Here is a 25,613-nt window from a genome sequence, read left to right as displayed (position 1 = left end):
CTGAGCCCGTAGAGGACTTTCACCTCCTAGATCAACGCCATGCTCGGCGCACCATTAAAAAGGCCACTCGATTGAGTGGCCTTTTGTTTATTGGTTCAGAGTGCTTATAAGCGGTTGAGCGTTATAAACCTTGAACGCTCTTTGCGTTAGAAGCTATAAGCCTTACAGCCCATAGACATTGAACCCTATAAACCTTGTACGCTATAGACCTTGCACGTACTGAGCATTAGTTCGAACTTCAACCATCTGCTCTAGGTTCTGTTGTGAACCTTCAACGCCGTTCAGTAGCGCTTCGAAATGCTTGATAAGCTCAACTTTGTCTTTCACTTCTTTAGAACCTGCACCGATGTTGGTTAGGTCAATGAAGAACTCGTCGAACAGACCAGAGAAGTCAGTTACTGCGTCGTGGTTCAAGAACTGCTCGTGGTTGTAAATGCTTGGGTAGCCACCCTTCTGTTTATCAACCGCAAAAGAGATGCCTTTCACGTTGGTAATCGTGGTCGCTTTCTCACACTTCAACATACAACCTGCTTCGATGCTTGGCTTGTTACAACCCACGGTTCTTTGGAAGAAACACTGACGGCTGGTCATCATCAAGATTGGGTGGTAAATGCTGTAGAACAGTTTGAAGTTCTCTGGGCGACGAATATGACGAATCTGACCTTTGTTGATCTCGTTCGAAATGAATGCGCCTGCACAGTTCAGCTCTTCTTTCAGAGTAACCAGTGCGTGAGAGTTGGTCGTGTTCATGAACGGGCCTGCAACCCACTCAATACCCATCTCGTAAGCTTTGTAAGCAATACCCGTGTTGTTGGTTACGATGCGAGCTGGCTTGATCTCTTCAAGAATACGAACCGCTTCGTCGTAATCTTTACCGATCAATACCGCTGGGAACCAAGGAATAAAACGTGGGTTTGCTGCCAAGATGTCGATGTACTTGTTACAACGCTTCTTGAAGCTTTCTGGAAGTTTGAAGTAAACATCCGCGTCAGTCACGTCACACAGGTGTAAGTCTTCTACATCGGCGATAAGCATCGACATAGTCGGCTTCTCGTTCACTTTAGGGTGCTGAGGCAGTGCTGGCACTTCAACGTGCTTAATCACTTCCACAGAGCCGTTCAGAATGAAGTCGATCTCGTCTTTTAGGTCTGAAACTTCTTTTAGAGGAATCAACAAGCCTGCATCCACTTCACTGAAGTCGTGGCTTTCTAGCGTGTGAACTGCACTCTTCACGTTTTTGAATCGCTTCTCAAGTAGCTCTTGAGTAATCGCCTTCTCTTCAACCGCTTTCAATAGCGATTTAGATTGAAGAGTAAAGTTCTCTTTTGGCGTGTTCACAGTCACCGTAAATGGTTGACCCACTTTTACGCTGAACGACAGTGCTACTGGTGTCTTGCGAATATCAAGGAACTCGATCTTGTCACGCATTTCGTTACCAAGAACGTCTTTCGCTTGGTGAAGTTCGTTGGTCACTTCTTGAATCTGTACAACTGAGATTTCGTTGTTCTGCTCCGTCGCTTTTTCAACAGCGTAGTTCATGCTGTTGTCGCGCGGGTTATCGATGAACATGTCTTTCGTTAGGTTGCCCTTTAGGAAAGAGTTGGTGAAATCACGGTTGAATACTTTGTGTAGGTTCGAATCGTCTTCGATCAACAAACCACTTTCTACAAAGCTATCAATCTGTTTACGCCATGTGTCTACCACAGTGTAAACGTAGTGTGCGCCTTTAATTCGGCCTTCTACTTTCAATGAGTCGACTTTCGCATCAACCAATTCAGGTAGGTCGTAGTAAGCTGAGTTATCTTTCAGGTTAAGTGGGAACTTGTTGCCCGCGTTGGTGATTTCGTACTCATCACGACACGCTTGGCTACAACGACCACGGTTACCTGAGTTACCCACACTTACTGAGCTTGAGTAACATTGACCAGAGAATGCGATACACAGAGCGCCGTGTACGAACACTTCGGTTAATACGTCGTGATCGTGTGCCACTTCCGTCAGCATCTTGATTTCAGGCAGGTTCAACTCACGAGACAAGTTAACGCGCGTCGCGCCAATCTTAGACAAGAACTTAATCTGACCTTCGTTGTGCGTAGTTAACTGAGTCGACGCGTGAACGTCTAACGATGGGAAATGCTTCTTAACCAGGTTGAATAAACCCAAGTCTTGAACAATGATGCCGTCCACTTTGGTGTTCACAAGCTGGTTCAGCAGTTTGGTGATGCTCTTAGTCTCGTGCTCCAGTAGCACAACGTTAAGAGTCAGGAACACTTCACAGCCGTATTCATGAGCAAGGCGAATCACACCATTCAATTCGTCTAACGACAGGTTAGAGGCTCTGTTACGAGCGTTGAATGTGTCTAAACCACAATAAACTGCATTAGCACCCGCTACGATGGCGGCTTTTATCGCTTCTACATCGCCACCTGGGGCTAATAACTCAATTTTTCTGCTCATTTTTGAAGTCGCTCACTTACTTATAATTTTTAAGCCGCGTATTCTACCCACATCACGATCTCTTTACCACCGTACAACACTTTTCAAACTAAATGACCTCAATAATGCCGAACGAATCCGATCTACCTATCCTTTATTCTTTACGCCGTTGCCCTTATGCAATGCGCGGACGAATGGGCATCGCACTATCACAGCAAAAAGTGTTACTTCGAGAAATCGTTACCAAAGACAAGCCTAGCGAACTATTGGCCAGTTCGCCAAAAGGAACAGTGCCTGTATTGGTGTTACCCAATGGACAAGTCATTGAACAGAGCTTGGATGTGATGAACTGGTCACTTCAACAAAACGATCCTCAAGATCTTCTGCGTTCAAGCAATCCAACGCTTAGCGAACAAGTTCAGCAGCTCATTAAAACCAACGATGAAGAATTTATTGGTCACTTAGAAAGGTATCGTGCATCGGTTCGTTACCGAAACATCGATGTTGAACAACGCCGACAAGCCTGCGAAACCTTCATTAAGCAGTTAGAAGTGCGACTTACCGATCAGCCCTACTTTTTTGGAGAAAGCCCAAGCTTGGCCGATTTTGCGGTGATGCCTTTCGTCAGTCAGTTTGTGCGAGTCGAAAAGAAGTGGTTTGTGAAATCGGAATATCAAAACGTAGGACGTTGGTTAAGATCGCACCTGGAAAGTAAGCTCTACACCCAAGTCATGAAGCAATACCCTTTGTGGAATGAAACCAAGCAAGATTGTGTTTTTGGATACCAGTAAGTATCTATAAATTGCAGGAGATAACTTCAAATTGCTGGGAATAACTCTAAATTGCTGAAGATAACTATAGATCACCGAAGATGACTCTAGATTACTGAAGATGACTGTAAACAGTTCTAAATAAGCTTGATTACCTCTAGATTGTTATGAAAATCGTGACACTGAATTACAGGTGACGCCATTGATGGCATATTAGATATCAACGAAAATAGCCTTTCACTCAACCTCAACGTTAGTTTGAAATGCGCTATGCCAAAAAACAAAGTGAATACGTTCAACACACCTAGTCCCGATTTTAAAGGGTTCGCGAAAGTTTCACTGTTAGTGGTCTTCTCGCTTGCCCTTTCAGGCTGTAGCGCGAAAAACAAAGCAACCAACACAGGCCAATCTGCCGCGCAGAAAAATCAAGCCTACACGGCGAAGAGCTTCAATAAACCCAATAGCAAAGTCACGTTGATCCTCTCTTTTTCTGGTGGCGGCACACGTGCGGCAGCGCTTTCATATGGCGTGTTGCAAGCATTGCGCGACACCAACATCGAAATCGATGGTGAAACGGTCAATCTGTTAGATGAAGTCGATATGATCAGCTCGGTATCCGGTGGCAGCTTTACCGCCGCCTATTATGGTATCTATGGCGACCAGATATTCGAAGATTACGAAGAAACGTTCCTTTATCACGAAGTCTCGAAAGATCTGTTTTCCATCCTTTTATCTCCTACTTATTGGTTCTCGTACGCCACCAGAACAGACAAAGCCACCGACTATTACAAAGCCAACATCTTCGGCGAAAGCACGTTTGCCGACATGTACCGAGAAAATGCGCCCTACATTGTGATTAACGCAACCGACATTTCAACGGGCTCGCGTTTTTCATTCACACAAGAGTACTTTGACCTGATTTGTTCAGACTTAAACAGCTATTCCGTGTCTAGCTCGGTGGCCGCCTCTTCTGCTGTCCCTTTTGTATTTACTCCTGTTGTGCTTGAAAACAAAAACGACTGCGACAAAACAGAACACATACAACCCTCATTCGACGCCACCAGTTACCGCAACCGAAATCTGATCAAGTCGTTAGAGTCATATAGCAATAAGGATGATGTGAGTTATCTCCACCTTGTGGATGGCGGGATTACTGACAACCTCGGTTTGCTGTCGGTGTATGAGATGTCTGAATACTTGCGTTACAACGACAACGAAGAGCTGAAAAACTTGTACGACACCCAGCACGCGCGTCCTATTGTCATCATTTCGGTTGATGCATCGACGAACCCAGAATCTGGCATTGGAGAGTCAATTGAAGCGCCTTCCATGAAACAAACGGTGGACGTCATCACCGATATCCAGCTGCATCGCTATAACGACACAACAAAAGATTTGATCGTCGACGAGTTGCAGTCTTGGTCGGAGCTGGCCTCTCATCAAGGTCGTAAGGTTTCTCCGCACTTCATTGAGATCAGCTTGAATAAATCAGACAACAGTGCCAAGCGATACTTACTCAATCAAATTCCGACGGACTTTATGATCGACAAAGAAAACGTCGACCTATTGATTGAAGAAGGTAACAAACAACTTGTTGCCGATCCGGAATTTCAAAACTTCTTATCATTTGAATATAATAAATGATGCTAATCTAGTTGCTTATTAAAGCGCAATCTGGCCATCAAAAATTACGTCATAATTTCACCTTTACAAGGATCACTATGGAATTTGAAAACAACATCTTACATCTCGGGTCATTCTTTGCTGTGACCATGGGGATCGTGGTTCTATTTATCGGTCGGAGGCTCAATCAGGTCATCGGTTTTTTGAAAGAGTTCAGTATTCCAGAACCTGTCTCTGGCGGGATTTTGGCATCGCTCCTGTTCGCGGCTCTTTACGCGACGACCTCAATCGAAGTGCAGTTTGATCTGTTTGCTCGCGATGTATTATTGGTCTACTTCTTTACCACGATTGGTATTAACTCAAGTTTGAAAGATCTGTTCAAAGGCGGAAAGCCCTTGGTCATTTTGCTAGCAATCACTATCTTCTTCATGATCATGCAGAACATCGTCGGTATTTCTGTCGCATCAATGTTTGGCCTAGAGCCTGTCTTTGGTCTACTCAGCGGAAGTATTTCACTGATTGGCGGACATGGCACCGCGATTGCTTGGGCACCCAAGGTTGCAGAAGAATTCGGCCTAGAAAGCGCAATGGAAATTGGTATCGCCAGTGCAACGTTCGGGCTGATTTTAGCCAGCCTTATGGGCGGTCCTATTGCAAAGTTTCTCATCAAGCGTCATAACCTCAAACCTACCGATGAGCAATCAGGCTCAATCGATTCAAATGCCAAAAAGCAACAACAAGCCCTCACATCATTTCAATTTTTAGACGCCGTGTTAGCGATCCATATTTGTGTCATTGTCGGCGCGTTGCTTAATGAATTGATCAGTCAGACAGGATTACAGCTTCCACTGTTCGTATCGTGCTTGTTTGCGGGTATCGTGATCACCAACGTAATGCCAGACTCCTACCCTAGAATCTCGGGCGCAAAATGGCCGACACGCTCGCCCGCTATCGACTTAATTGCTGAAATCTCCCTGGGTACATTTTTGGCGATGTCATTAATGAGCATGCAGCTTTGGACGCTCATTGACTTGGCGGGTCCTATCTTCGCGATATTGGCAATGCAGCTGCTACTGGCCGTGATAATCAATATCTTCATCGTGTTCCCATCAATGGGTAAGACCTATGATGCGGCTGTTGTATGTGCTGGGTTCGGAGGGATTTCGTTAGGTTCAACACCGACAGCCATGGCAAACATGTCGGCAGTAAGTCAAAAGTATGGGCATTCAGCACAAGCCTTCATCATCGTGCCATTGGTATGCGCGTTCTTCATTGATTTAGCGAACGCCCTGATTATTCCTTACTTCATGAGAATGATGTAGCTGACCTTTGTTAAGACGGTACACCACAATTTGTAAAAGCGGTGTACCGCAATTTATTTAGGCGGTGTATCCCAATAAAAAGAGCCGCTCGTATAGAGCGGCTCTTTTGCTAATGACTAAATTTGACTATCACTAACGACAACCCAAAGCTTATTGAATCGCTATCGAAATCTCGACTTCAGTTTCACCTTTGTAAAATTCAAAGTCTGTTGTGTAAGTTCTCACATGTGGGCAATCCGCTGCGTTGAAGTACGCCCACACCTCTCCCCATAAATCGATGACCGCTTGAGGAAGTTCACCTTCAGCAGAAAACGTCAGATATTTGCCTGCTTCAATCTTGGTTTCAATAAGATTATTTAAGTCTTGATCCGTTAACGCATTAGCACACGCGATAACATCAAACTCACCCGTAAAATCAGACTCGTAATTAGTGTAGACACCGTACACTTTTGAATCCGGCGTCAGTTTGGGAAAAGCCTGATCAAAAAAGCCCTGCCACAATTGACCTATCTTCGCTTTAGTTGGGTCAACCTCATCCTGATTAGTGGTTCTTACTGAAAACCCATACGCCTTTACGGCTTCAATCGTTTCTACTTTCATTCGTTTTATCCCTAAGCCAACGATGGTTTGAGCATATTGAATCGATACCTAATCTTCAATCTCTTTGTGACCACACTTCTCACACACTATATGACGAGAAAATTCGTCCATAGATGCGATAAATGGGCCAAGGAACCAACCTTTTATCATGCCTGCCCAAAACTCGCTTCGCTTTTGGTTAGGTTTCTCTGCAAACGCACTCGTCTTTCTGACCAACACCACAACGTGCTGTGTATCTTCTCGGCATGCGGTGCAATAGCATTGTTCTATGGTGTTATTCATTTGAAAGCCTATGACGTTTTGAATGAAATCTGCTGAAAATAAGGATTGTCGACACAGACTTCTAGTGTGGAAAGATCAGTGAGTACGACAAGTTGTTCTACACCTTGAATACTGACCTTAATGCACTCTTCACGGCTATCATTGCGTTGAGTATCTAATCCGACACATTCAATCTGCTCGCCAGACTTCAGCGTTAACTTGATTGGGTATCGGTGCATACACACAATTTCAATATAATCGTAATCGTTGCAACTAATCATAATACCCCTCCAATTCATCCACCACGCTAATGCGACACGCCATACTATGCAATATGCATATAATCAATCATTTATCTAAATCACATTGACACTTTAATCGTAAAGCTACTGAGTTATCTATTAATTTTAGACTGATTCCTCGCTCTTCACGTTTCTTCTGTGTTCTACAATTTAATGCTTAGAAAATTCTTTCCAGTACTGGTAAAGCCCGTTGATATCTGAAGAGCACATCAACGACATCGCGCCTTTGATCTGTTCTTCGCTCCACTGCCACCATTTCATTTCTAGCAACTGAGCGATTTCAGTCTCATTGAAACGATAACGGATATGGCGTGCTGGGTTTGAACCGACAATCGAGTATGGAGCGACATCTTTAGTCACAACCGCTCGACTTGCGATGATGGCTCCGTCACCAACCTTAACACCACTCATGATCATGGCTTCTGTACCAATCCACACGTCGTTACCAATCACGGTATCACCAGAGCGTTCAAAGCCGTCTATCGCACCTTCAAACTTCTCATCGTCTTGATAGAAGAACGGGAAGGTACTCGCCCACTGATTTTGGTGGCCTTGGTTGCCCGCCATCATAAACACAGCGCCAGAACCAATCGAACAATAGCTGCCGATGATCAGCTTATCGATGTCGGTTCTATCCGGTAATAGGTAACGCGCACAGTCATCAAAACTGTGGTTATGATAATAACCCGAGTAATAGCTGTGCTCGCCCACGATGATGTTTGGGTTGGTCACTTGTTCTTAGAGTGACTTTCCAACAAACGGGCTCTCAAAATAGTTTTTCATTTTTGTACTCTTAGTTTCGTTCTTTTAGTTAGGTACTTTTGTTGCGTGTCTATGGTTTTAACTTGTTTATCTTAGTGTAAAGGCAAACGTGCCCTATCGACCGCCTGCAATATCAATAAATGAGCCGGTGACATACGAAGCTTCATCCGATAATAACCATGCGATAGAGTTCGCGACTTCTTCTGGTGTGCCACCTCGTTGTAACGGTAACTGTGAAGCTAGTCTGTCTACGCGATCTGGCTCTCCGCCGTCTGCGTGCATCTCAGTATAAATACAACCTGGCCTTACGCCATTCACTCGGATGTTACGTGAAGCCAATTCAAGCGATAAGCCTTTGGTGAGTGAATCCATCGCACCTTTCGATGCAGCGTAATCCACATACTCAAACGGTGCGCCAGTACGAGAAGCGGCAGACGATACATTCACAATCGAACCCGCGCCATCGGCTTGTTTGATAAAGGCTTTACTGCACAGAAAGCAGCTTGATACGTTGGATTTCATCACCTTTTCAAAGCGATCCAATTCAATATCAACCAACGGTGACTGGGTAAACAAGATCCCGGCATTATTGACCAAGTGCGTCACTGGACCTAGCTTATTACGAGCAATCTCAAATAAAGATTTCACGTCCGATTCAACAGACACATCCGCACGCACGCTTATCGCGGTTCCGCCTTGTTCACGAATCTCGTCTACTAGATCTTCAGCTCGCGACTCATTGTGTATGAAGTTAACGCATACAGCATAGCCTTGACTGGCCAACAATTTAGACGTCGCTGCGCCAATGCCTCGGCTTCCGCCGGTTACAACCACTACCTTGCTCAATGAAACCTCCTAATGTTTACTTATTCTGTGCAACCTGATTATTCGATACGACCTAGTTGTTCGATACAAACTGATCGTATCGACACAAACTAATTACTCGACACAACCTGAACCCACTGCGATCGCCACGCCGGCGCTTCGAATGGGTCTGGCCAAAACTCAGTTTGCTTTTGAATTAAACCGTCAACCACCGTGTGAAAGGTGATCACTCGGCCTTTCAACACACTGTCAGTGACCGAAACGTCCGTGACTACCGTATCACCTTCACAGACAATCGAATTGAGCGTGAATTCCCAAACACCATTGGCTGGGTATTCAGTATTGATTGCAGTGAAGTTGTCGCGCCCTAACGTCAATTCAGACGACTGCGGCCAATAGCCTTCAAAATCTGCGGTTAACCATTCACCTGCCTTTGCAAAATCATTACTGCGCATTGCATCCCAAAATCCCAATACCACTTGTTTTGGTGTCATTATTCTTCCTTAAAGTTATTTACGTGTGGTGATTTTTAAATGTCTGCTTCGTTATGCGTACTTGCTAATGATCGTTAAAAGATCATCGACACTGTTAGCAATGTAATCGGGCTTGGTTTGCCAATTTTCAGGTTTCGATCGGCTATAACCTGCTGCAACGGCAATCACTTTTGCGTTTTTACCCAGCGCGGCTTCAATATTGCGAGCAAACTGTGTGTCCGCTTCATGGTCACCGATGTACATCAAACAAAGCTCGTTAGTCGGATCGGCGCCAAATATGTTCTCGACACATTTCACACCACCAAATGGATGGGGTTTTTGGTTGCCGTTCGAAACATCGTCATAACCCACTACCGATTTAAACAAATCGCCGATGCCATAACTGTCGAGCACACCACGAATATTCAATTGAGAGTTTTGAGAGCAGATCCCATGTGGAAGATGAGCAAACTGATTAACCACGGTTTCCATTCCTTCAAACAAGGCGACGGCTGTTTGTTTTTTCTCTTGATGCTCTGCCCACATTCCACCAGCGATCAACATTTCATCGTGTGATAAGCCGTAATAGTCGATATATAAGGCTTGCCAGTTTTTAGCCCCGTGGTTGGCTTCATGATAAAGCGCTTCGCTGAGCAAATATTTAGGTAAGTTATCACCTGACAAGTGTGGCGCGACTAAAGAGATAATATCTTTTGTGATTGCGATATTCTTTGGAACGGAATTGACTATGGTTCCATCGTAATCCCACAGGATGGCATCTAACTTCATACACTATCTCTTTGTTTCGATTAGTAATTTTAATTTATCATTCATAAGCCTATTTAGGGCAATTTTATTGTCTTGAATTTCGAAATTTGTCGAATAGAAGCAAAGCTAGAGAACAAACCGTTACTAGCAAACAAAAACCAAACAGTGTTTGCTCACATCACTGCTTTATCAATTGCAATATATGCGTATAATCCCCGCTCCATTGCGCTATCGCCATTAAAAATAGCGCCATTCAACATTTTTAATGAGTACCCAATGTCGAAACTATTTTTCAAAGGCCGTATCGAAACAAGACAGAACCACGTTCTTGCTGGCTACAACGTAAACCGCGATGTAAAAGCGGGTACTGAAGAATCTCCAATCGCTGTAATGGTTCAAACTGAAGCGCGCAAAGCAGAAGTTGAAGCACTAGCCGCTGAAAATACTATCTTCGTTACTGTTACAGTCGACGCAGACAAAGAAGAGAACACCATCGAGCTTGATACTCTACTGAACAAGCCAAAAACGATGACGTTTGAAAAGACCCCTAACCGTAACGACCCATGTTCTTGCGGCAGCGGTAAGAAATACAAGAAGTGCTGTGCATAAGCGCTTTGACTTGAAGAATTTAAAAACGGACCGGTAGCAATATCGGTCCGTTTTTTTATACGCTAAGCAAGCTTATTCAGCGTAAGACAAATTATTAGGCGTCAGACAAACTGAAGCCACTAAATTTGGCGAAATTAGGCGTCGCCTTACTGCCACTGAACGTATAAAGCATCACACCCTGTTCACTGCCTACTAACGAATCAAACGTGATCACTTCCTGCCATTGTTGTTTTTCTAACGGGCGGAAATGAGCGCTGACTTTTCCGCCTTGTTTGACGAGCTTTACCGACACACTAGATTCACTAAACAACAGACGTTCCTTGATCTGTGGCTGACCATTTTGTTCTACAACGAACATCAATGAACGCTCGCCCATGAACATCTCTTTGCTCACTTTAATGTAGTTGTCGTTATCCCAGTAAATACCTAACCCAGCTTGTTCAAATGCGAGGTTTGGATCTAATTGAACCGTCACTTCTGTGCTGTAATCCGAGCTAGATACTGGATGAACGAAGATATTATCAACATCAGCTGAACCCGCACCAAAGATATTGCCCTCTTGCACTTGCATCGTCAGCACACCGTTTTCCAAAGACCAATGTTCAGGATTTTCATTTCTGATTTGCCAGTTAACGAGGTTATTCATGTTATTAGTCCTTGTTGCTAGATCATGCGTTGACGGAGTTGATAAAACACATTGTCGAGTTCATCGGCGTTTTGCTTTTGAATGCGATTAAGCTCTCTTTGTACAGAATCGTACATAAGTTGGTTATCCATGTCTTTCAATGCCGCGTAGTAATGAATGCGACGTCCCAAGATAAAGTTATTCTGGTCATTCTCACTCATCATATTGAAACGATCTATTGTCGCTAAGAACTTCGCTTTATCCTGTGGCAACTGTCCGTTCAGTTCCATCAACAAATTAATACCGTGATAGTTACCATAGTTGCCCGTCACGCTGTTTAGTTTACTGATCAGTTGATATTGTTCTTCAAGCATTTCACGTTCGCTAAGTGGCGTGAACTCTCCATTCTGCACCAGTTCATCCAATTCGGTTCCAGGCTTCACAGCAAGCGACAGAATGCGTATTTCATCTGGGTTGATTTGGTTAAGTAAGGCCGCCGTTTCTTCAACATGCTGCGCCGAATATTCTTTACCACCCAAGCCAAGGATAATGAAGGTCATCATCTTCATACCCGCTTGCTTCGCGTATTCGGTCGATTTCAAAATAGATTTCGGAGTAATGCCTTTTTTCATCAATTTGAGAACATCAATAGAACCCGATTCCATACCGCAATAAAGCATGTTGAGCCCTGCATCACAGATGGCTTTCATCTCTTCAGGCGACTTCTTAGTCATGCTTTGCGCTCGTCCATAAGAGCTGATCTGCTTTAACTCTGGGAAGGCTTGTTTGAGTGTATTCAACACATCCAGCAAGTCTTCGGTATCCATAGTGAATGAATCACCGTCTTGCAGAAAACAGGTCTCAAATTTACGGTTCTTATAGAATGCTTTCGCAGCCCAAATGTCTTTCTTAATCTCTTCAACGGGACGAATTGCAAACTCCATCCCCTCAAACAGCGTACAGAATTTACATTTGTTCCAAGGACAACCTTGGGTGGTGCGAATCAATAAGCTATCCGCTTCTGAAGGTGGGCGAATATGCCCTTGTTGGAACTGATACTGTGTCATTTGAATGCCCAATAATTAACTATTCGCATAGACTACTAGAAGTTCATTCAATGAAAAACACGGTACAATTTGAATTATTATCAAATGAAAACGGATAATTAAAGAAGAAGAATGTTGAAGTATTAAGTAGGTTAAAGGCTAATCAAGGTTGTCCGGTGTACGTAAATTGGTTCCACACTTTGTACATTTATAGTCACCGTTTCCGCCACTTGAAGCTAGCGACGATAAAATCATTCCAAGCAACCCTGGCTTCTTTTCATGTTGTGGCGCTTTTTCGGCTTGGTTACTGAACATAGTGTACTTGTGCAGTGTCAGTTCCTTACAGTTACTACAGAACGCTCTCGTCTTCTCACTTCCATACATAATATCTATCGCCTTAACTCAAAGCACAAACTAAACATATGGCAAATATGCCACACGTAGAGTTAAATCTAAATATTTTCATGAAGTTATGAGTAAGTAAGAGCGTTTTAAAGAAAAGTAAACTCTCGACTGTTAAGTGAAGTGTTGGTGAACAAAGTTATTCAATTCAGTCACGCTTCTGATGATGTAAACCTCTTTCTCTTTAGCGCGCAATTCTAACTGCGCTCTAAAGTCGTCATTCCAAAATTTAGGACACAGTTGTAGTGTCTTATAGCTTTGTATCGTGCCTTTTATCACTGAGCTTCCAGCAGGCCAGCCTTCAGGTTTAACAAATAAACCTTTGAGCATTCTCTTGGTTACAAACCAGTAGCTAGTTGAATAAGGAATGTCGATATAAACCAAGGTATCAGCTGCATCTAAACGTGTGTTGAACGAGCCTAGAGGGCCAAAACCATCGATGATCCAGCTTTCTGACTTAAGTATGCTCTCATGAGCCTCCTCAAATACTTCACGTCCAACAAACTCTCCGTTGGCCTTGTAAACAATAGAGTCCAACTGGTGAAGCTCTATCCCTGTAGCTAGTGCTAACGCCTTGCTGACTGTGGACTTTCCACTCCCAGGCTTACCAAAAACCGCGATCTTTTTCATATGACTTCCTCTATTCAGATAAAACCCATAAGACAGCGACAAAAAACCCACCTTACGGGTGGGTTCGATAAACAAAGCGCATCAACAATCCCACCATTCTTATGGAATGATGATAATTCGTTGGTTAGATGGCGCTAAATTCAGTTTCATAAAACTACTTTTATATATTGTTGCTTAGTTGTCAATGCAGCCAAACGTTGATTGGGAAGCTATATCCTCGTCAAGTCGCACCCATTAATAGTCTTAATGAGTGCTAATTGGTCTTGGTTATTTCGCTTTCTTTTTCGCCACTGTCGCTTCTGATAGCTTGCTTAGTACACCCGATACTTTCTTAACGACCTCGTCACAGCCATTGATCGCGTGACGCTCTACCAAGTAATTAGGATCGTTGTAAGACAACCATACTTTCTTATTTGAATCTTCAGTGACTAACACCTTCTGCGGTAAATCTATCGCGACTTCTTGAGCACATTGCATTAATGGTGTCCCTACTTTCGGGTTACCAAAGATGATGACTTCCGTTGGTCTCAATTCAAGATCGACCTTACTCGCGTTTTTCTGATGGTCAATTCGCGCAAACAATGTCAAACCTTTGCTTATAGCGAGTTCTTCAAAGCGGTCAGCGGTCTCTTTCACTGAGTAATTACTTTGGTATTTAATCAAACCATCAGAAGCCGCAGCTGAAAATGATGCCGAGAGTAAAATGGCGCATAGTGGTAGTAATTTTTTCATCGTCACCTCAGAGATTTAACCTAGTCAAACTTAGATTCATAGCGCCACTTCTAAAATCAGCGACGTAGCCCATGTCAGTATAGACGCGATTCCATTCTCAGTTTGCAGAGAGGATCACTTTTCTAATGCGTCTTATTATCATCAGTTTAGGTTAACTCGACGCTAACCATTGGCTTTGAAGCTTGAATGTTTGGTCATCAAAATCAATAGTGCCTTGCACACCTAGTGGCGTGACTAGCATGGGATGGGTGTGACAACTGTCGAAGCCATACAGGATCGGGACATTTTTACCGTTCAGCACTTCAAGAAGTACATCGAGTGGTGTTCGCCCTGTCCCTTTGTCATCAAACAACTCATGTTTGCCGAGTACAATTGCGCCTACTTTATCGAATACTCCGCAAGCCAATAAGTGCGCGAATGAACGCTCGACCGCTTCAATGCCTTTTAGTGAATCTTCAATAAGCAGAATATCGCCAGACTGAATTTCTGGCATGTATTCGCTGCCCCAAATCCCGGCCATCGTACTCAGGTTGCCGCCAATCACGCGACCGCTTACTTGACCTCTTCCCATGAAGTGCCATTCGTTATTGTAAACTGGCTTTGCAGAGTCTTGAGTTTCCCAATCGTGTTTAATGTCCGTCCAACTCTCAGGCATCGTGTACTGATGTTGGCTTGAATCCGAGCATAAGATGTCAGTAAACGATTGGAAGGTTTCGTCGACTAATGGCGGGAACTCACCAAATGACGCAACAAGTGCAGGGCCATAAAAAGTCACCAATCCAGTTTTGGCGTAGATGCCTAACAGTAATGCTGTGGCATCTGAATAGCCGACGATGATCTTAGGGTCGTCTTTAAGGGCATCATAATCGATGTATGACAACAGTGAGTTACTGTTGTTACCACCAATGGTCGACATAATGCAGCGCACGTCAGGATCTCGAATGAGCTGATTGAGTTCTTCGGCTCGCGCTTGAATGGAACCAGAACGATACCCTTCTGACTCTCCAGTTAACAAACCTTCAACTAGAATGAAGCCCTGCTTTTCCAAATAACGTTTAGCACGAGCAAATCGATTAGGTGCAAAGACCGTTGCGGGCGATGACGGTGAGAAAAATCCGATTTTGTCACCAATATTTAAAGCTTTTGGGTATATCACTCGTTTGTCCTCCATAACAAAATTGGAATAATACGCCTGACTGAAACTCACTAATTCTTAAAGCAAACGAGTTCTTTAAGCGAGTTGATTTCGGGGTTAGAGCTCAAAAAATTAAGGTTGAATCAAATTTTCATCCCCAATTAATGCCACGATTTAGTCCCACATTTCTCACACTGGTATTCGTAATCACTGTCGACATAAAAACCGGGAACATTATGGTCACCTTTAAACAATAACGTCATCAGGTACTCCATCAACACGCCTAACTTCCATTGTTTCTTTTCAGATTCAGTGTCCGCTTTAGATTCAGCATCGGAAGCGTTAACAGCAAGGTGCGGGGTAAGTGCGTTACACTGTTCGCAGTGATAAGGATGTTTAATATACTTATTATCAAGCATTTATATAAGCCAACCAATATTTATAAAGTTGATACATACTAACAACTTATCACTCGGTTCTCGAACTTATTGTTGTCCACTAGATCTTTATTTGAAAGAAATGAGACACAAGGTAAGTGCCATGCATCTTGAATCAGTTGCCATCGAGATTTCCCTCATTGAACAGCTAAAGCTATTGTTACGCTTAGGTACGAAATTAACTTTTACTTTAATAGCCCTTTGTCCGCAGCACCTTCAAGCTGCACTTCTAGCTCTTTCCATAAGGCACGACTGCCTTTAGAAATACGCTCGCCATTGAAGGTCAGGACTTTGTCTTTGGATATGTTGTGCTTCTTCCAGCTATGACCACCACCATGGATGTTATGAAGCAAAGGCGGCACTCTATCGATCGCCTTACCAAATCTAGCTTCCGGTGACTCACCGGCTTCGAACTCAAGCCATAAATCCAAATACTCGCTTCTTGAATGGCTCGGCAATGATTTCAGCAAGCGCTCGACGCAGTTTCTCTCTTTGAGCTTGTTTTCTTCGGTTTCACTGGCATAAATGATGGTATCTCCCGCATCGATTTCCCCAAGGTCATGAATCAGCAACATCTTCATTACTCGGGTAATATCGATTTCTTCATTGGCATAGTCTTTCAACATAAGAGCGCTCAAACAGACGTGCCAACTGTGCTCGGCCGAGTTTTCATATCGGTCCAATCCAACTGGTTTCGTCTGTCGATGAACATCCTTTAATTGTTCAATTTCGACCATGAATTGCAGAATGCCTTTGATTTCTTCCACGATAAGCTTCCTTAACTTAAGTTGATGATTGAGCGGTGCGGAGGGTTAACCTAGCGACAAAGAAGCGTTACTCCCAATGAACCGACATTTTGTAATACGCAACACCCGATGGTTGTGGGCTAAGCTTATCTACCTGTTAGCCATAGGGTGTTCAGGATTTAACTGAAGCAGATCCCACAAGTTACCGTAAAGATCTTCAAACACAGCAACGGTGCCGTAGCCTTGCTCTTTAGGCTCTCGGACAAAGTTAATGCCCAAAGACGTCATACGTTCGTAATCACGCCAGAAGTCATCGGTGTTTAAGAATAGGAATACGCGTCCACCAGCTTGGTTGCCGATGAAATCGAGTTGCTCTGGCTTGGAAGCTCTAGCAAGTAACAGGCTCACACCGGTTGAATTTGGTGGAGCAACAACAACCCAGCGCTTATCTTCTTCTGGTAGATACGTGTCTTCGATGAGATCAAACTTAAGCTTGTTTACATAGAAATCAAGCGCTTCATCGTAGTCTTTTACCACGAGTGCAATGTGGACAATATTCTGTTTCATAACATACCTTGTTGGGGTTTTAGCTGCGTGGAATAATGCCATGAAGCAGGTAAAGACACTAGGTGTCGCATCATAAATCGTAGTATCTCGTCCTTCAAAATCTAAAAGCTACGCATCACCTATAACTCCCAGAATCCGAGCTCGACGCCACCTTGAATAACAATGGCACACATGCCGTGACGTGGTAACTCCAATGGCGGCACCGCAACTTCGGCGCCTAGTTTCTCGGCTGCAGTTACTGCAGACTGAATATCGTCAACCAGCGTGTAATGACGAACAGTTGGTTCTTCAGTTTCACGAAGCGGTGCTCGAATGCCAATTACCCCGCCATTAGATAGCTTTGCAGTGCGCGCCCCACCAAGGTTCACATCTGCACCACTGAATTTCACGTTGTAGAGCTGAGCGTATGTTGCACAAACGACATCGACTTCTGGGGTAACCACTTCAAGATATTGAACCTTCATCAAATTTCCTTCTCGTGTTCTTTAAAACTCTCAATCTGCATACAACTGTGCAGGAGTGCTTCATCAAAATTAATCGGTTTCATATTACTAAGCGATTTGACCGCGCATGATAAATTGCGGGCCTGCTGCGCCACCTAGATACTGTTCATTGGTATCTTCGAAGCCGCCTTTGTTATAACAGTTGAATGCTGCGGGATTTTTGCAATTCACAGTTAAGTAAATCGACTGATACGCTGAGTAATTCGCTTTTAAATAGGGAAACAAAGCTTTGACCGTGCCAGTTCCTAAACCTTTACCTTGCTGGTTTTTATCAAGCACAAAAGCTCTTAGCCCAATGCTTCCTTCAGGGCAGAATTCGTAGTGCTCTGCGTAAGCGATATCCAGCTTAAAGAAACCAACAACTTCGTTATCAGACTTGATCACGTGCAAGTGCATCGTTTCATTGCCGTCTAATAAAAACTCTGCAGCTGTACCAGCGAACTTAACCTGTTCATCGGCGAGTTGGATAGCCTGAACTGACGCCACATGGGATTCTTCAAGCCTTTCGATAGTTATCATTATTGTTCCTTCTGTATAGCACCCACGAAAAACCGACTAGAGCTCATCGCTAGTGTCTCGAGAACCGTAGTTTGGGAAGTTGATATTAAGAACGTTATCATCCTCAAGTGTGAATAGAACACTTCCATTCTCTACACCGGTTTCGTTCCTATCTGAACAACCTAGAAACAACTCCCAATCAAACGAATATTGAAGTCGGTATTGATTCGCATTGATGTGTAGAACGTCTTTGATGTTAATGCCGTTCACCACATGTGCCATATCATCGATGTATGACAGATCAGGGATTAACTTTTCTTCGAAATTACTCTTATGCTCGGTTAAGAAATTGAGCAGTTCAGAACATAACTCGGAGCCATGAACCAATGGTTTAGACAGACTAGAAAACAACATTTCTAAATACTCCAAGGATTGTTTTGATATTGGGAAGATGCGCGCGAGTCTGTTACAAATTCAAGCTCAATCGGAAACGGTAACTTCAAAATCCGACACTACATTAGAGTTTTGGATGTGTTGATACCAACTTTTTACGTCTTCAACCAGCAAGTGCATCATGTAATTGTGACAGTGCGCAGGTTCATAAAAGTTTTGCAGAAGGAAGGCACAACTGCCGTGTCGTAGATAGGCGATATCGTGAAATTCAGACTTCACTTAAAAGCCGATTGACTGGTAAAAACGCTTGGATAAATCGAAGTCTTTCGCGGGTACAAAAGACTTAGTTTCTGAGACTTTGAGGTTTTCCATCCTACATCCTTATAGTATTGATATTCCGGTGCTGACACGCTTAACGCTTTAAGTGGTTACGGCGTTTATTCAGAGCTCTTATTCAGAGTCTTGCTAAAATGAGTCAACTTCGGCTTTAGTTAGATAACGCCACTGGCCTGCTTCAACATCCAAACGAACGTCACCAATCTGTTCACGGTGTAGGCCAACAACTCGATTCCCGACCGCAGCAAACATTCGTTTTACTTGATGAAACTTGCCTTCTGTAATGGTCAACAGCACTTCTTTACTGGTAATCACCTCGAGCTCTGCCGGACGCGTCGGCTTTTGTTCGCCCTGCAATTGAATGCCCGCTTTAAACTTATCAGCGACATCGTCTTTGATGTCTCGTGACAATGTCACGCGATACACCTTCTTACAAGACTTGGTTGGCAGCGTAATATTGAATGACCAGCGCCCATCATCGGTAATTAAGACTAAACCTGTGGTGTCGGCATCTAAGCGCCCTGCGATGTGCAGTTCTGATGCTTTGTCTATCTCGATGTAGTTGAACAGTGAAGGATAAACTTCATCGACATTAGAACAGATAGTACCCGCAGGCTTGTGCATTAAAAGGTATCGAAATTCACGCAATTTAAGCGGCATGCCATTTAATAAGATGGCGTTGGTTTCATGAACCTGAGTCGATTCATCGGTGACTGTTTCACTGTTTACGTTCACCTCGCCATTATGGATGCGTTCAATCGCTTCAGGCTTGGTTAGGTCAGTGCTTTTACATAGGTATTTATCAAGGCGCATTAATCGTCGGCACCACATTTAGCACAAGGCTTGTAAGTTCGTTCACCTTGCTCGATAACCACATAGTCACCAACGCACTTGTCACATAAAGCGAGCTTTGGGTAAGCCTCTTTTTGTTTCTTTGCGTTAATGTTGCCTTCGGTGGTGTATACGGTTCTCATCTTGATGCCTTTGTTTGAATAACGTGAGAGGCGCAAATTGTATCACTGTTTACAGCTTTGATTGGAGTGGTGGTGCATAGATAAATTGATTTTAAGTACCGCTATTCCAAGTTCCCGCCCGTAACGGCTTAACCATGAACAACAAAATCAACGTGCCACGCCTATCAGTGGTAAAATGATAAAAGCTCACCAACTTATGAAGTCGATAATGAAAGATTGTAATCAATGCGGAAAATGCTGTATCAAATACGGAGATGGCGACCTTGCCGCGACTCAAGAAGAGATCGATTTGTGGGAGTTGTTCAACCCAGACATCTTTGAATATGTTCGAGGAAGCGAGATCTGGTTCGACCCTGAATCTGGCGAACGTTTAACTCGCTGCCCTTTTCTGGAGCTGGTTCCGACGAAAGACACCAAGGCTCAAGCCAAGTACACATGTAGCATTTACTTAGACCGACCAGAAGATTGCCGACACTACCCAAGCCTAATTAATGAGATGGTACGAGATGAGTGTGAAATGATTGAGGTGGTGGATTTACAAGACACGAAGAAAGCTCAAAGGAAACTCGACCTGTTGATGAAAGACAGCCGCCCTTCAAGCTATTCGTAAGCGATGATCTTTTGAAGATCAATCTTCAGTATTAGCTAGTAGCCGCTAAAACCTTAAGCCAAATACTGGTTCGCTTCTAACCAATCAAGCGCAACCAGTGCCGCCAATGAGCATACCGCTCTGTCGTTGCCATCCACAAACTTAAGCTCTTCAATTTCGGCATCCGGAGACAGTTCGCCAGTATAATCAGCAAGATAGCAAGTCAATTGCACCGATACGCCTTCCGCTTTGCCATCAGCTTGGCCTGTAAACGTCTCGACGTATTTGATGGAGTCAGGCACTAAATCAACTGAGATCTCTTCTTTGATTTCGCGAACCAGTGCTTGCTCATCACTTTCGCCAGCTTCACGCTTACCACCCGGTAGATAGAACAGTTCTTTGCCTTGTGATCTGACCATCAACAGCTTGCCGTCTTTGATGAATATCCAAGCCAGCTTATCAATTACCTTATGCATGTCGTTAGACCTTATTTCTGTTTTAGTTCTCGTTCTTACTGAATCAAGCCACACCATTAGTCGCGACCAAACAAAGCCTGGGTATGTTACACGCTGGAAGGAATATACTCTATTGAATCGAATAGGAAATATCATCGCCAAAACGAAAAATGACAGCGTTCGAGACAATGCTCATCAACTGTCATTGGCGATGTTTACGAACTGCTCTCTAGCTGCCCGCGAATAGTATCAATCGACTAGCCACTTAAGCGCAGAGTCATGGTCTTCGAATGACTTAATCTCACCGGACACAAACCAACTGCCGACTTTTGATGCCATTTCTTGCCAGCTTTTATCACCATATATCGCGATTTTGTCTATCTTCGAATTGAGCTCTAATCCAAGTTTAAAATCGTCCCAAGCAGCACGTAACTCCCAACCCGTTAAGGTGGAGATGTCGACCAGCATCTTGAGTTCAGATGAATCGAGTTCTTCTAGCGTGGTATTTAGAATTGGCATCATTGCTTGATAGTCATCGTGTGTAAGCTTGCCTTTCGCTTTAAACACAACGATGGTTTCACCGCTAACACGTTCAATTCCAACCGATATTCCATGACGTTCGATACTCATAACCTAGCCCTCATAGTAGAAACTAAAGTTAGCTTAGAGGATTAAACAGCAAAGAGATGAGAGGTTTACGTCAAAACGGACAAGCGCTTTATCTGAACTTAATATCAGAGAGTTAATCGCACTACTCCAACAGTTCGCTTAGGGATTGAACTTGTACGATATTCGGATGCTCTGACTTAAGATCAACTCCTTCCGTATTCAACCACACCGCTTGCAAACCCGCTTCAAGTGCTGGGTAAATGTCTTTCTCTAGAGTGTCGCCTACCATGGTGATCTCTTGTGGTGAAACACCGAGCTTAGAAATAATGGCAGGATAGAACCCCGACTCGAACTTAGAAAAGCCAATGCTCGCCTTACAAAAGTAACCCAAGATATATTGAGACAGGCCAACACGCTCAAAGGCTCGAATGATGTCGTCTTTACTGGAATCACCAGCATTGGTAGCAACATAAACTAGATGAGTTTTCGACAACTCCCCCAGTAATGCACGAGCACCACTCACTTCTTGTACGGTTTCCCAGTCACACATCTTCCCTTGTGCGTCTGGCAAATCGACCATCAGCGTATTGCCCCAGTCGAATAAGACTATTTCTGTTAATTCGATTAGCTTTGTCATCTTGCCTCCTGCATACGATGAATTATCTAATGTTTAAGCGAGCCTATAAAAACTTCTCGGACGGTTAGGCTCATTATGGACAACCTTGTTACTGTTTATGGAGCACGATCTTCTAAACACAAAATACCCTTTATTGATAAACCACTTTGAAACGCTCCAACATAAGTAACATGTCTTCACTTGGTGAGATCTTGAGCTCTTCACATTCACGAGAGAAGAAGTTCCAGTGAGCTTCTTTCCACCATTCGAGTGTTTTGTCACCCTCGCCTTCGGCAGCAGCAAACTCCGCCGTCACTTCGTTATATTTGCACTGTGAGACTGAAGTGATCTCTACAATGCAAACTGGCTTGCCATCCCAGTCAGTGACGACTTGCAAGTGACCAACTACTGGTCTCGTCTCGCCTTCATGGCTGTACCAATATTCAAGGCTGCAAGACGCTTGTTTTTCACCCTTGAGAATTAACTGGGCGCAGAGGTTGGCGTTGTATTCATCAGCACAGTAATAGTCGGCACTAAAAGAGGTGTATTGCGAAGCAACGTCTGCTGGTAATGTGTTGAGGTAGCTATCAAGATAAGCTTTGCTTCTTTCTTCCATGATCTTTCCAAATTCAATATCAGGTTGAGCCGATAAACACTTATAGATTAAGCATCTGGCTGCATTGGGAGTAACCTATCAAGTCAGGTCATAGCTGTAAACCGAGTGAATATCAAAATGTGGGCTGAGAAAGAAGAATATAGGTAGGATTTCGAGGCCAGTACAAGGAGATCCAAAAAGTGAAAGAAGAACCAAAAGCACCTTTAGTCGGTGCTTTTGGCTCTTAGTATCTCGTTACTAATAGCTCGTAACTGACGGGGTATTAACGGTTCAAGAAGTCGACCGCTTTGTCTGGGAAGTCGGTAAACACACCATCAACTTTGACTTGGTTGTAGAAGACATCCAACATGCCATCAAAGTTATCAGCATAAGCTGGGATTCTTCCTGGGTCAGCACGGAACGTGTACAGGTGAACATCTAAGCCCGCGTCTTTTGCTGACTTCATTAACGGTTTAATAATGATGTTATCTTTGGTCGATGCATCGTCCACCAACATTGGCTTCCAAGGGCCTATTCCTTCCGCATAAGACGCCACTTTTTCCATGCCACCAGCTTCAAACATCCAGTCGTAACTGTACGGCGTTGCTTTGTCACCTTGGTAGGTCATGGTTTCATTCCAATCTGTATAGGCCATCAACTGAACGAGCTTAAGATCCATTTCCATCACTGGCATGAGCTCATCGTTAATGCGTTGAAGTTCATTGGCGTCAAAACACTGCAAATACACTTTGTCGTCTTTTGATAGGTAACCATATTGATGCAAGGTTGCAAGCACAGCTTTTGAGATATCTTTGCCTTCGTGACGATGGAACCAAGGTGCTTTAATTTCAGGATAAATGCCCACGTCATAACCTAAGGTCTTATTTAGGCCTTGGATCAGCTCGATTTCTTCTGCAAAGGTAGCGACACGGAAATCAGACTGCCACATTGGGAAGCGCGTTGGGTACCCTGCCACTCTTTTACCTTGGTCATCGAGGTTAAAGCCTTCGGTCACTTTCAGGGATTTAATCTCAGCGAGCGTAAAATCAATCGCGTAGTAGCGGCCATCTGCGCGAGCACGTGTTGGAAAGCGATCCGCGACATCGGTGACTCGGTCTAGATAATGATCATGCAAAACCACCAATTGGTCGTCTTTGGTCACCACGACATCTTGTTCGATGTAGTCGGGTTTCATCGCATAAGCGAGCGCTTTAGCGGGTAAAGTGTGTTCAGGTAAATAACCTGAAGCGCCGCGATGCGCAATCACTAAAGGGTCGGCGAACGCATTTGCAGATAAGCTTAGTGCTAATAAGGTCAGAGACAGTGACGTTGTTTTCATTATTGTTTCCCTTGATAAAACAGAAGCAGGATATACCTGCCTCTGTTGTTATTTATAGATGTGATTCAGTAAATACACTACTGAGCTAGCGCTTCTCTCTCTCGTTCGAGATCTTTTTGTTTATGGTGCGCACGCTCACCTAAGAAGGCGTAAAGCAGACAGATGATTGAAGCCACACAAGCGCCGACCAAAATCATGAAGCCGCCATCCCAGCCGTAATGGTCAACCATGAAACCAAGCACCGCATTGGCAGCAACTGCCCCGCCTAGGTAACCAAATAGACCCGTTAAGCCAGCCGCTGTACCTGCTGCTTTCTTAGGTGCAAGTTCCAGTGCATACAAGCCGATCAGCATTACAGGACCATAGATAAGGAAACCAATCGCAACCAGTGCCAGCATATCAACCGTTGGGTTACCTGCTGGATTCAGCCAATATACCAACACAGCGACTGTCACTAGAACCATGAACAAGATACCTGCAGGTGCACGTCGGCCTTTGAATAACTTATCTGAAATCCAACCACACAATAAGGTGCCAGGGATACCTGCCCACTCATACAAGAAGTAAGCCCAAGATGATTTATCTACAGAGAAGTCTTTTGCTTCTTTTAAGTAAACTGGAGCCCAATCGAGTACGCCATAGCGGATAAGGTAAACAAACGCATTGGCAATAGCGATTGACCACAACAGCTTGTTAGAGAAAACGTACTTAAAGAAGATCTCTTTCGCCGTCATTTCTTTCTCATGAGACGTATCGTAGTCGTCTGGGTAATCGTCTTTGTGTTCTTCAATCGGTGGTAAGCCGCAAGATTGAGGTGTATCTCTTACAGTAAACCAAACAAAGACAGCAACGAGAGTGGCAAAAAATGCAGGAACATAAAAAGCGGTTCGCCAATCGTCGTTAAAAGCCCACAGCCCCAACAAGAACATTGGGCCAATCAAACCGCCACCCACGTTGTGAGCAACGTTCCATACTGACACTATCTCACCACGTTCTTTTCGTGACCACCAGTGAACCATGGTTCGTCCACAAGCTGGCCAACCCATACCTTGGAACCAACCATTCAAGAACAGCAGGATAAACATCGCAGTGATGCTGCCTGTTGCCCAAGGCATGAAGCCAAAGCAGAACATCACCAACGCCGACATTAACAAGCCACCGCTGAGGAAGTAACGAGGGTTAGAACGGTCAGAAACACTGCCCATTAAGAACTTAGATAAGCCGTAAGCGATAGATACCGCCGCTAATGCAACCCCTAGTTCTCCACGGCTAAAACCTTGTTCAATGAGATAAGGCATCGCCAAACTAAAGTTTTTACGGACTAAGTAGTACCCCGCATAGCCAACGAAGATGCCAAGAAACAGCTGCCATCGTAGTCGTGTGTAGGTGCTATCGATCTTATCTGATGACAAGCGATCGATATGCGCCATAGGTTTGAATATTCCAAACATAGGAACCTCATAATTATTGGGCGAAGGAAGAATTTAAATGCTCGAACGAAAAAATTTAGCGCTCATTCGAAATCAAGGGAATTGTATGTGCTTCAGGATTAATTTCTGTGATAGAGGTAGTTATTAACAAAAAATAACTTTAAATACAGCATATTAGTTTCATTTAATTAGACTGCGCTTCATA

33 protein-coding genes and 1 pseudogene are annotated in these 25,613 nt (G+C 43.9%); 5 read left to right on the top strand and 29 right to left on the bottom strand.

Going from position 1 to position 25,613, the window contains the following annotated elements; all coding sequences use genetic code 11:
• Window positions 1-201 precede the first annotated feature (201 nt).
• Entirely contained in the window at window positions 202-2,457 is a 2,256-nt protein-coding gene (locus AB6E30_RS16815; RefSeq protein WP_372104523.1) for a peptidase U32 family protein, read from the bottom strand.
• A gap of 173 nt (window positions 2,458-2,630) precedes the next feature.
• On the opposite strand from AB6E30_RS16815, the gene AB6E30_RS16810 reads away from it, so the two are divergent.
• The 3 genes from AB6E30_RS16810 to gltS all read left to right on the top strand — a co-directional run bounded on the left by AB6E30_RS16810 (window position 2,631) and on the right by gltS (window position 6,151).
• Window positions 2,631-3,227: a glutathione S-transferase gene (locus tag AB6E30_RS16810; RefSeq protein WP_240698159.1), complete on the top strand. Its 597-nt coding sequence runs from the start codon at window positions 2,631-2,633 to the stop codon at window positions 3,225-3,227.
• A gap of 249 nt (window positions 3,228-3,476) precedes the next feature.
• Window positions 3,477-4,850 (top strand): patatin-like phospholipase family protein, encoded by a 1,374-nt coding sequence (locus AB6E30_RS16805; protein WP_102393707.1) that lies wholly within the window; start codon window positions 3,477-3,479, stop codon window positions 4,848-4,850.
• A 77-nt stretch (window positions 4,851-4,927) separates the two neighbouring features.
• On the top strand, window positions 4,928-6,151 hold the full coding sequence (gene gltS / locus AB6E30_RS16800) for a sodium/glutamate symporter (RefSeq protein ID WP_017078222.1): 1,224 nt from the start codon (window positions 4,928-4,930) through the stop codon (window positions 6,149-6,151).
• Window positions 6,152-6,301: 150 nt separating this feature from the next.
• On the opposite strand, the gene AB6E30_RS16795 is transcribed toward gltS, so the two are convergent.
• The 7 genes from AB6E30_RS16795 to AB6E30_RS16765 all read right to left on the bottom strand — a co-directional run bounded on the left by AB6E30_RS16795 (window position 6,302) and on the right by AB6E30_RS16765 (window position 10,163).
• A complete protein-coding gene (locus AB6E30_RS16795; protein ID WP_102398034.1) occupies window positions 6,302-6,751 on the bottom strand; it encodes a GyrI-like domain-containing protein in 450 nt (149 codons plus the stop codon).
• A 48-nt stretch (window positions 6,752-6,799) separates the two neighbouring features.
• Window positions 6,800-7,033, bottom strand: coding sequence for a hypothetical protein (locus AB6E30_RS16790; RefSeq protein WP_010441052.1), 234 nt, complete (start codon window positions 7,031-7,033; stop codon window positions 6,800-6,802).
• 8 nt (window positions 7,034-7,041) lie between these two features.
• Window positions 7,042-7,293, bottom strand: coding sequence for a Rho-binding antiterminator (locus AB6E30_RS16785; protein ID WP_372104520.1), 252 nt, complete (start codon window positions 7,291-7,293; stop codon window positions 7,042-7,044).
• Between the two features lie 171 nt (window positions 7,294-7,464).
• A complete protein-coding gene (gene catB, locus AB6E30_RS16780) occupies window positions 7,465-8,046 on the bottom strand; it encodes a type B chloramphenicol O-acetyltransferase (protein ID WP_372104518.1) in 582 nt (193 codons plus the stop codon).
• A gap of 144 nt (window positions 8,047-8,190) precedes the next feature.
• Window positions 8,191-8,922 carry a glucose 1-dehydrogenase gene (locus tag AB6E30_RS16775; RefSeq protein ID WP_372104515.1) on the bottom strand — a complete coding sequence of 244 codons (732 nt, stop codon included), beginning with the start codon at window positions 8,920-8,922 and terminating at the stop codon, window positions 8,191-8,193.
• Between the two features lie 89 nt (window positions 8,923-9,011).
• Entirely contained in the window at window positions 9,012-9,395 is a 384-nt protein-coding gene (locus AB6E30_RS16770; protein WP_372104512.1) for a nuclear transport factor 2 family protein, read from the bottom strand.
• A gap of 51 nt (window positions 9,396-9,446) precedes the next feature.
• A complete protein-coding gene (locus tag AB6E30_RS16765) occupies window positions 9,447-10,163 on the bottom strand; it encodes an HAD family hydrolase (RefSeq protein WP_372104509.1) in 717 nt (238 codons plus the stop codon).
• A 255-nt stretch (window positions 10,164-10,418) separates the two neighbouring features.
• Here AB6E30_RS16765 and AB6E30_RS16760 point away from each other — a divergent pair, with 255 nt between their 5' ends.
• Window positions 10,419-10,751, top strand: coding sequence for a PBPRA1643 family SWIM/SEC-C metal-binding motif protein (locus AB6E30_RS16760; RefSeq protein WP_017068336.1), 333 nt, complete (start codon window positions 10,419-10,421; stop codon window positions 10,749-10,751).
• Window positions 10,752-10,845: 94 nt separating this feature from the next.
• Here AB6E30_RS16760 and AB6E30_RS16755 read toward each other — a convergent pair whose 3' ends face one another.
• The 15 genes and pseudogenes from AB6E30_RS16755 to AB6E30_RS16685 all read right to left on the bottom strand — a co-directional run bounded on the left by AB6E30_RS16755 (window position 10,846) and on the right by AB6E30_RS16685 (window position 19,775).
• Window positions 10,846-11,397 carry a DUF1349 domain-containing protein gene (locus AB6E30_RS16755; protein WP_372104506.1) on the bottom strand — a complete coding sequence of 184 codons (552 nt, stop codon included), beginning with the start codon at window positions 11,395-11,397 and terminating at the stop codon, window positions 10,846-10,848.
• 17 nt (window positions 11,398-11,414) lie between these two features.
• Window positions 11,415-12,443 carry a radical SAM protein gene (locus AB6E30_RS16750; RefSeq protein WP_372104503.1) on the bottom strand — a complete coding sequence of 343 codons (1,029 nt, stop codon included), beginning with the start codon at window positions 12,441-12,443 and terminating at the stop codon, window positions 11,415-11,417.
• 138 nt (window positions 12,444-12,581) lie between these two features.
• Window positions 12,582-12,806, bottom strand: coding sequence for a hypothetical protein (locus AB6E30_RS16745; RefSeq protein ID WP_017061807.1), 225 nt, complete (start codon window positions 12,804-12,806; stop codon window positions 12,582-12,584).
• 132 nt (window positions 12,807-12,938) lie between these two features.
• Complete coding sequence (locus AB6E30_RS16740) at window positions 12,939-13,454, bottom strand: adenylate kinase (protein ID WP_372104501.1); 516 nt, start codon at window positions 13,452-13,454, stop codon at window positions 12,939-12,941.
• Between the two features lie 267 nt (window positions 13,455-13,721).
• Window positions 13,722-14,186 carry a DUF302 domain-containing protein gene (locus AB6E30_RS16735; protein WP_372104498.1) on the bottom strand — a complete coding sequence of 155 codons (465 nt, stop codon included), beginning with the start codon at window positions 14,184-14,186 and terminating at the stop codon, window positions 13,722-13,724.
• A 151-nt stretch (window positions 14,187-14,337) separates the two neighbouring features.
• On the bottom strand, window positions 14,338-15,342 hold the full coding sequence (locus AB6E30_RS16730) for a S66 peptidase family protein (protein ID WP_372104496.1): 1,005 nt from the start codon (window positions 15,340-15,342) through the stop codon (window positions 14,338-14,340).
• Window positions 15,343-15,482: 140 nt separating this feature from the next.
• Entirely contained in the window at window positions 15,483-15,740 is a 258-nt protein-coding gene (locus tag AB6E30_RS16725) for a hypothetical protein (protein ID WP_102393703.1), read from the bottom strand.
• Window positions 15,741-15,943: 203 nt separating this feature from the next.
• A complete protein-coding gene (locus tag AB6E30_RS16720; RefSeq protein WP_102321002.1) occupies window positions 15,944-16,525 on the bottom strand; it encodes an HD domain-containing protein in 582 nt (193 codons plus the stop codon).
• Window positions 16,526-16,654: 129 nt separating this feature from the next.
• Window positions 16,655-17,071, bottom strand: coding sequence for a VOC family protein (locus tag AB6E30_RS16715; protein ID WP_017061801.1), 417 nt, complete (start codon window positions 17,069-17,071; stop codon window positions 16,655-16,657).
• Between the two features lie 119 nt (window positions 17,072-17,190).
• The gene (locus tag AB6E30_RS16710) at window positions 17,191-17,535 is read right to left on the bottom strand and encodes a VOC family protein (RefSeq protein ID WP_372104494.1); all 345 of its coding nucleotides are present in this window, start codon (window positions 17,533-17,535) and stop codon (window positions 17,191-17,193) included.
• An 87-nt stretch (window positions 17,536-17,622) separates the two neighbouring features.
• Window positions 17,623-18,093 carry an N-acetyltransferase family protein gene (locus AB6E30_RS16705; RefSeq protein WP_372104491.1) on the bottom strand — a complete coding sequence of 157 codons (471 nt, stop codon included), beginning with the start codon at window positions 18,091-18,093 and terminating at the stop codon, window positions 17,623-17,625.
• Window positions 18,094-18,129: 36 nt separating this feature from the next.
• Complete coding sequence (locus tag AB6E30_RS16700) at window positions 18,130-18,486, bottom strand: hypothetical protein (protein ID WP_372104489.1); 357 nt, start codon at window positions 18,484-18,486, stop codon at window positions 18,130-18,132.
• Window positions 18,487-18,555: 69 nt separating this feature from the next.
• A pseudogene (locus AB6E30_RS16695) lies at window positions 18,556-18,837 on the bottom strand (glyoxalase); the annotation flags it as partial.
• A 93-nt stretch (window positions 18,838-18,930) separates the two neighbouring features.
• Window positions 18,931-19,614, bottom strand: coding sequence for a pseudouridine synthase (locus AB6E30_RS16690; protein WP_372104486.1), 684 nt, complete (start codon window positions 19,612-19,614; stop codon window positions 18,931-18,933).
• Window positions 19,614-19,775 carry a hypothetical protein gene (locus AB6E30_RS16685; protein WP_017059212.1) on the bottom strand — a complete coding sequence of 54 codons (162 nt, stop codon included), beginning with the start codon at window positions 19,773-19,775 and terminating at the stop codon, window positions 19,614-19,616. The genes AB6E30_RS16690 and AB6E30_RS16685 overlap by 1 nt, the downstream gene beginning before the upstream one ends.
• Window positions 19,776-19,983: 208 nt before the next feature.
• Here AB6E30_RS16685 and AB6E30_RS16680 point away from each other — a divergent pair, with 208 nt between their 5' ends.
• On the top strand, window positions 19,984-20,385 hold the full coding sequence (locus AB6E30_RS16680) for a YkgJ family cysteine cluster protein (RefSeq protein WP_017065706.1): 402 nt from the start codon (window positions 19,984-19,986) through the stop codon (window positions 20,383-20,385).
• A 53-nt stretch (window positions 20,386-20,438) separates the two neighbouring features.
• Here the strand turns inward: AB6E30_RS16680 and AB6E30_RS16675 are convergent, their stop codons facing one another.
• From AB6E30_RS16675 to glpT, 6 genes are all read right to left on the bottom strand, one after another.
• Window positions 20,439-20,840, bottom strand: a complete 402-nt coding sequence (locus AB6E30_RS16675; RefSeq protein WP_102393698.1) for an NUDIX domain-containing protein — start codon at window positions 20,838-20,840, stop codon at window positions 20,439-20,441.
• Window positions 20,841-21,068: 228 nt separating this feature from the next.
• Entirely contained in the window at window positions 21,069-21,449 is a 381-nt protein-coding gene (locus tag AB6E30_RS16670) for an STAS/SEC14 domain-containing protein (RefSeq protein ID WP_017070707.1), read from the bottom strand.
• A 121-nt stretch (window positions 21,450-21,570) separates the two neighbouring features.
• Window positions 21,571-22,065 (bottom strand): HAD family hydrolase, encoded by a 495-nt coding sequence (locus tag AB6E30_RS16665; RefSeq protein ID WP_102398441.1) that lies wholly within the window; start codon window positions 22,063-22,065, stop codon window positions 21,571-21,573.
• Window positions 22,066-22,195: 130 nt separating this feature from the next.
• The gene (locus AB6E30_RS16660; RefSeq protein WP_017059207.1) at window positions 22,196-22,660 is read right to left on the bottom strand and encodes an ASCH domain-containing protein; all 465 of its coding nucleotides are present in this window, start codon (window positions 22,658-22,660) and stop codon (window positions 22,196-22,198) included.
• Window positions 22,661-22,922: 262 nt separating this feature from the next.
• Window positions 22,923-23,978 (bottom strand): glycerophosphodiester phosphodiesterase, encoded by a 1,056-nt coding sequence (glpQ, locus tag AB6E30_RS16655; RefSeq protein WP_372104484.1) that lies wholly within the window; start codon window positions 23,976-23,978, stop codon window positions 22,923-22,925.
• A 77-nt stretch (window positions 23,979-24,055) separates the two neighbouring features.
• A complete protein-coding gene (gene glpT / locus AB6E30_RS16650) occupies window positions 24,056-25,429 on the bottom strand; it encodes a glycerol-3-phosphate transporter (protein ID WP_372104481.1) in 1,374 nt (457 codons plus the stop codon).
• Window positions 25,430-25,613: the final 184 nt, after the last annotated feature.

It is taken from the genome of Vibrio sp. 10N.247.311.12, from assembly GCF_041467515.1.
GTDB classification, from domain to species: Bacteria; Pseudomonadota; Gammaproteobacteria; order Enterobacterales; family Vibrionaceae; genus Vibrio; species Vibrio crassostreae_C.
Note: the sequence above shows the minus strand (reverse complement) of the source record. Positions and strands in the feature narration are given on the sequence as shown.

Excerpts from the sequence above, each read along its gene's own strand:
- AB6E30_RS16675 (WP_102393698.1), bottom strand. The coding sequence starts at position 20,840 with ATGCATAAGGTAATTGATAAGCTGGCTTGGATATTCATCAAAGACGGC.
- AB6E30_RS16765 (WP_372104509.1), bottom strand. The coding sequence starts at position 10,163 with ATGAAGTTAGATGCCATCCTGTGGGATTACGATGGAACCATAGTCAAT.
- AB6E30_RS16750 (WP_372104503.1), bottom strand. The coding sequence starts at position 12,443 with ATGACACAGTATCAGTTCCAACAAGGGCATATTCGCCCACCTTCAGAA.
- AB6E30_RS16815 (WP_372104523.1), bottom strand. The coding sequence starts at position 2,457 with ATGAGCAGAAAAATTGAGTTATTAGCCCCAGGTGGCGATGTAGAAGCG.
- AB6E30_RS16790 (WP_010441052.1), bottom strand. The coding sequence starts at position 7,033 with ATGAATAACACCATAGAACAATGCTATTGCACCGCATGCCGAGAAGAT.
- AB6E30_RS16785 (WP_372104520.1), bottom strand. The coding sequence starts at position 7,293 with ATGATTAGTTGCAACGATTACGATTATATTGAAATTGTGTGTATGCAC.
- AB6E30_RS16805 (WP_102393707.1), top strand. The coding sequence starts at position 3,477 with ATGCCAAAAAACAAAGTGAATACGTTCAACACACCTAGTCCCGATTTT.
- AB6E30_RS16690 (WP_372104486.1), bottom strand. The coding sequence starts at position 19,614 with ATGCGCCTTGATAAATACCTATGTAAAAGCACTGACCTAACCAAGCCT.
- AB6E30_RS16700 (WP_372104489.1), bottom strand. The coding sequence starts at position 18,486 with ATGTTGTTTTCTAGTCTGTCTAAACCATTGGTTCATGGCTCCGAGTTA.
- AB6E30_RS16795 (WP_102398034.1), bottom strand. The coding sequence starts at position 6,751 with ATGAAAGTAGAAACGATTGAAGCCGTAAAGGCGTATGGGTTTTCAGTA.
- AB6E30_RS16760 (WP_017068336.1), top strand. The coding sequence starts at position 10,419 with ATGTCGAAACTATTTTTCAAAGGCCGTATCGAAACAAGACAGAACCAC.
- glpQ (WP_372104484.1), bottom strand. The coding sequence starts at position 23,978 with ATGAAAACAACGTCACTGTCTCTGACCTTATTAGCACTAAGCTTATCT.
- AB6E30_RS16810 (WP_240698159.1), top strand. The coding sequence starts at position 2,631 with ATGGGCATCGCACTATCACAGCAAAAAGTGTTACTTCGAGAAATCGTT.
- AB6E30_RS16715 (WP_017061801.1), bottom strand. The coding sequence starts at position 17,071 with ATGAAACAGAATATTGTCCACATTGCACTCGTGGTAAAAGACTACGAT.
- AB6E30_RS16755 (WP_372104506.1), bottom strand. The coding sequence starts at position 11,397 with ATGAATAACCTCGTTAACTGGCAAATCAGAAATGAAAATCCTGAACAT.
- AB6E30_RS16740 (WP_372104501.1), bottom strand. The coding sequence starts at position 13,454 with ATGAAAAAGATCGCGGTTTTTGGTAAGCCTGGGAGTGGAAAGTCCACA.
- AB6E30_RS16745 (WP_017061807.1), bottom strand. The coding sequence starts at position 12,806 with ATGTATGGAAGTGAGAAGACGAGAGCGTTCTGTAGTAACTGTAAGGAA.
- AB6E30_RS16685 (WP_017059212.1), bottom strand. The coding sequence starts at position 19,775 with ATGAGAACCGTATACACCACCGAAGGCAACATTAACGCAAAGAAACAA.
- AB6E30_RS16670 (WP_017070707.1), bottom strand. The coding sequence starts at position 21,449 with ATGAGTATCGAACGTCATGGAATATCGGTTGGAATTGAACGTGTTAGC.
- glpT (WP_372104481.1), bottom strand. The coding sequence starts at position 25,429 with ATGTTTGGAATATTCAAACCTATGGCGCATATCGATCGCTTGTCATCA.
- AB6E30_RS16705 (WP_372104491.1), bottom strand. The coding sequence starts at position 18,093 with ATGATAACTATCGAAAGGCTTGAAGAATCCCATGTGGCGTCAGTTCAG.
- AB6E30_RS16665 (WP_102398441.1), bottom strand. The coding sequence starts at position 22,065 with ATGACAAAGCTAATCGAATTAACAGAAATAGTCTTATTCGACTGGGGC.
- AB6E30_RS16770 (WP_372104512.1), bottom strand. The coding sequence starts at position 9,395 with ATGACACCAAAACAAGTGGTATTGGGATTTTGGGATGCAATGCGCAGT.
- AB6E30_RS16710 (WP_372104494.1), bottom strand. The coding sequence starts at position 17,535 with ATGAAGGTTCAATATCTTGAAGTGGTTACCCCAGAAGTCGATGTCGTT.
- AB6E30_RS16725 (WP_102393703.1), bottom strand. The coding sequence starts at position 15,740 with ATGCTTGATAATAAGTATATTAAACATCCTTATCACTGCGAACAGTGT.
- AB6E30_RS16660 (WP_017059207.1), bottom strand. The coding sequence starts at position 22,660 with ATGGAAGAAAGAAGCAAAGCTTATCTTGATAGCTACCTCAACACATTA.
- AB6E30_RS16735 (WP_372104498.1), bottom strand. The coding sequence starts at position 14,186 with ATGAAAAAATTACTACCACTATGCGCCATTTTACTCTCGGCATCATTT.
- AB6E30_RS16680 (WP_017065706.1), top strand. The coding sequence starts at position 19,984 with ATGAAAGATTGTAATCAATGCGGAAAATGCTGTATCAAATACGGAGAT.
- gltS (WP_017078222.1), top strand. The coding sequence starts at position 4,928 with ATGGAATTTGAAAACAACATCTTACATCTCGGGTCATTCTTTGCTGTG.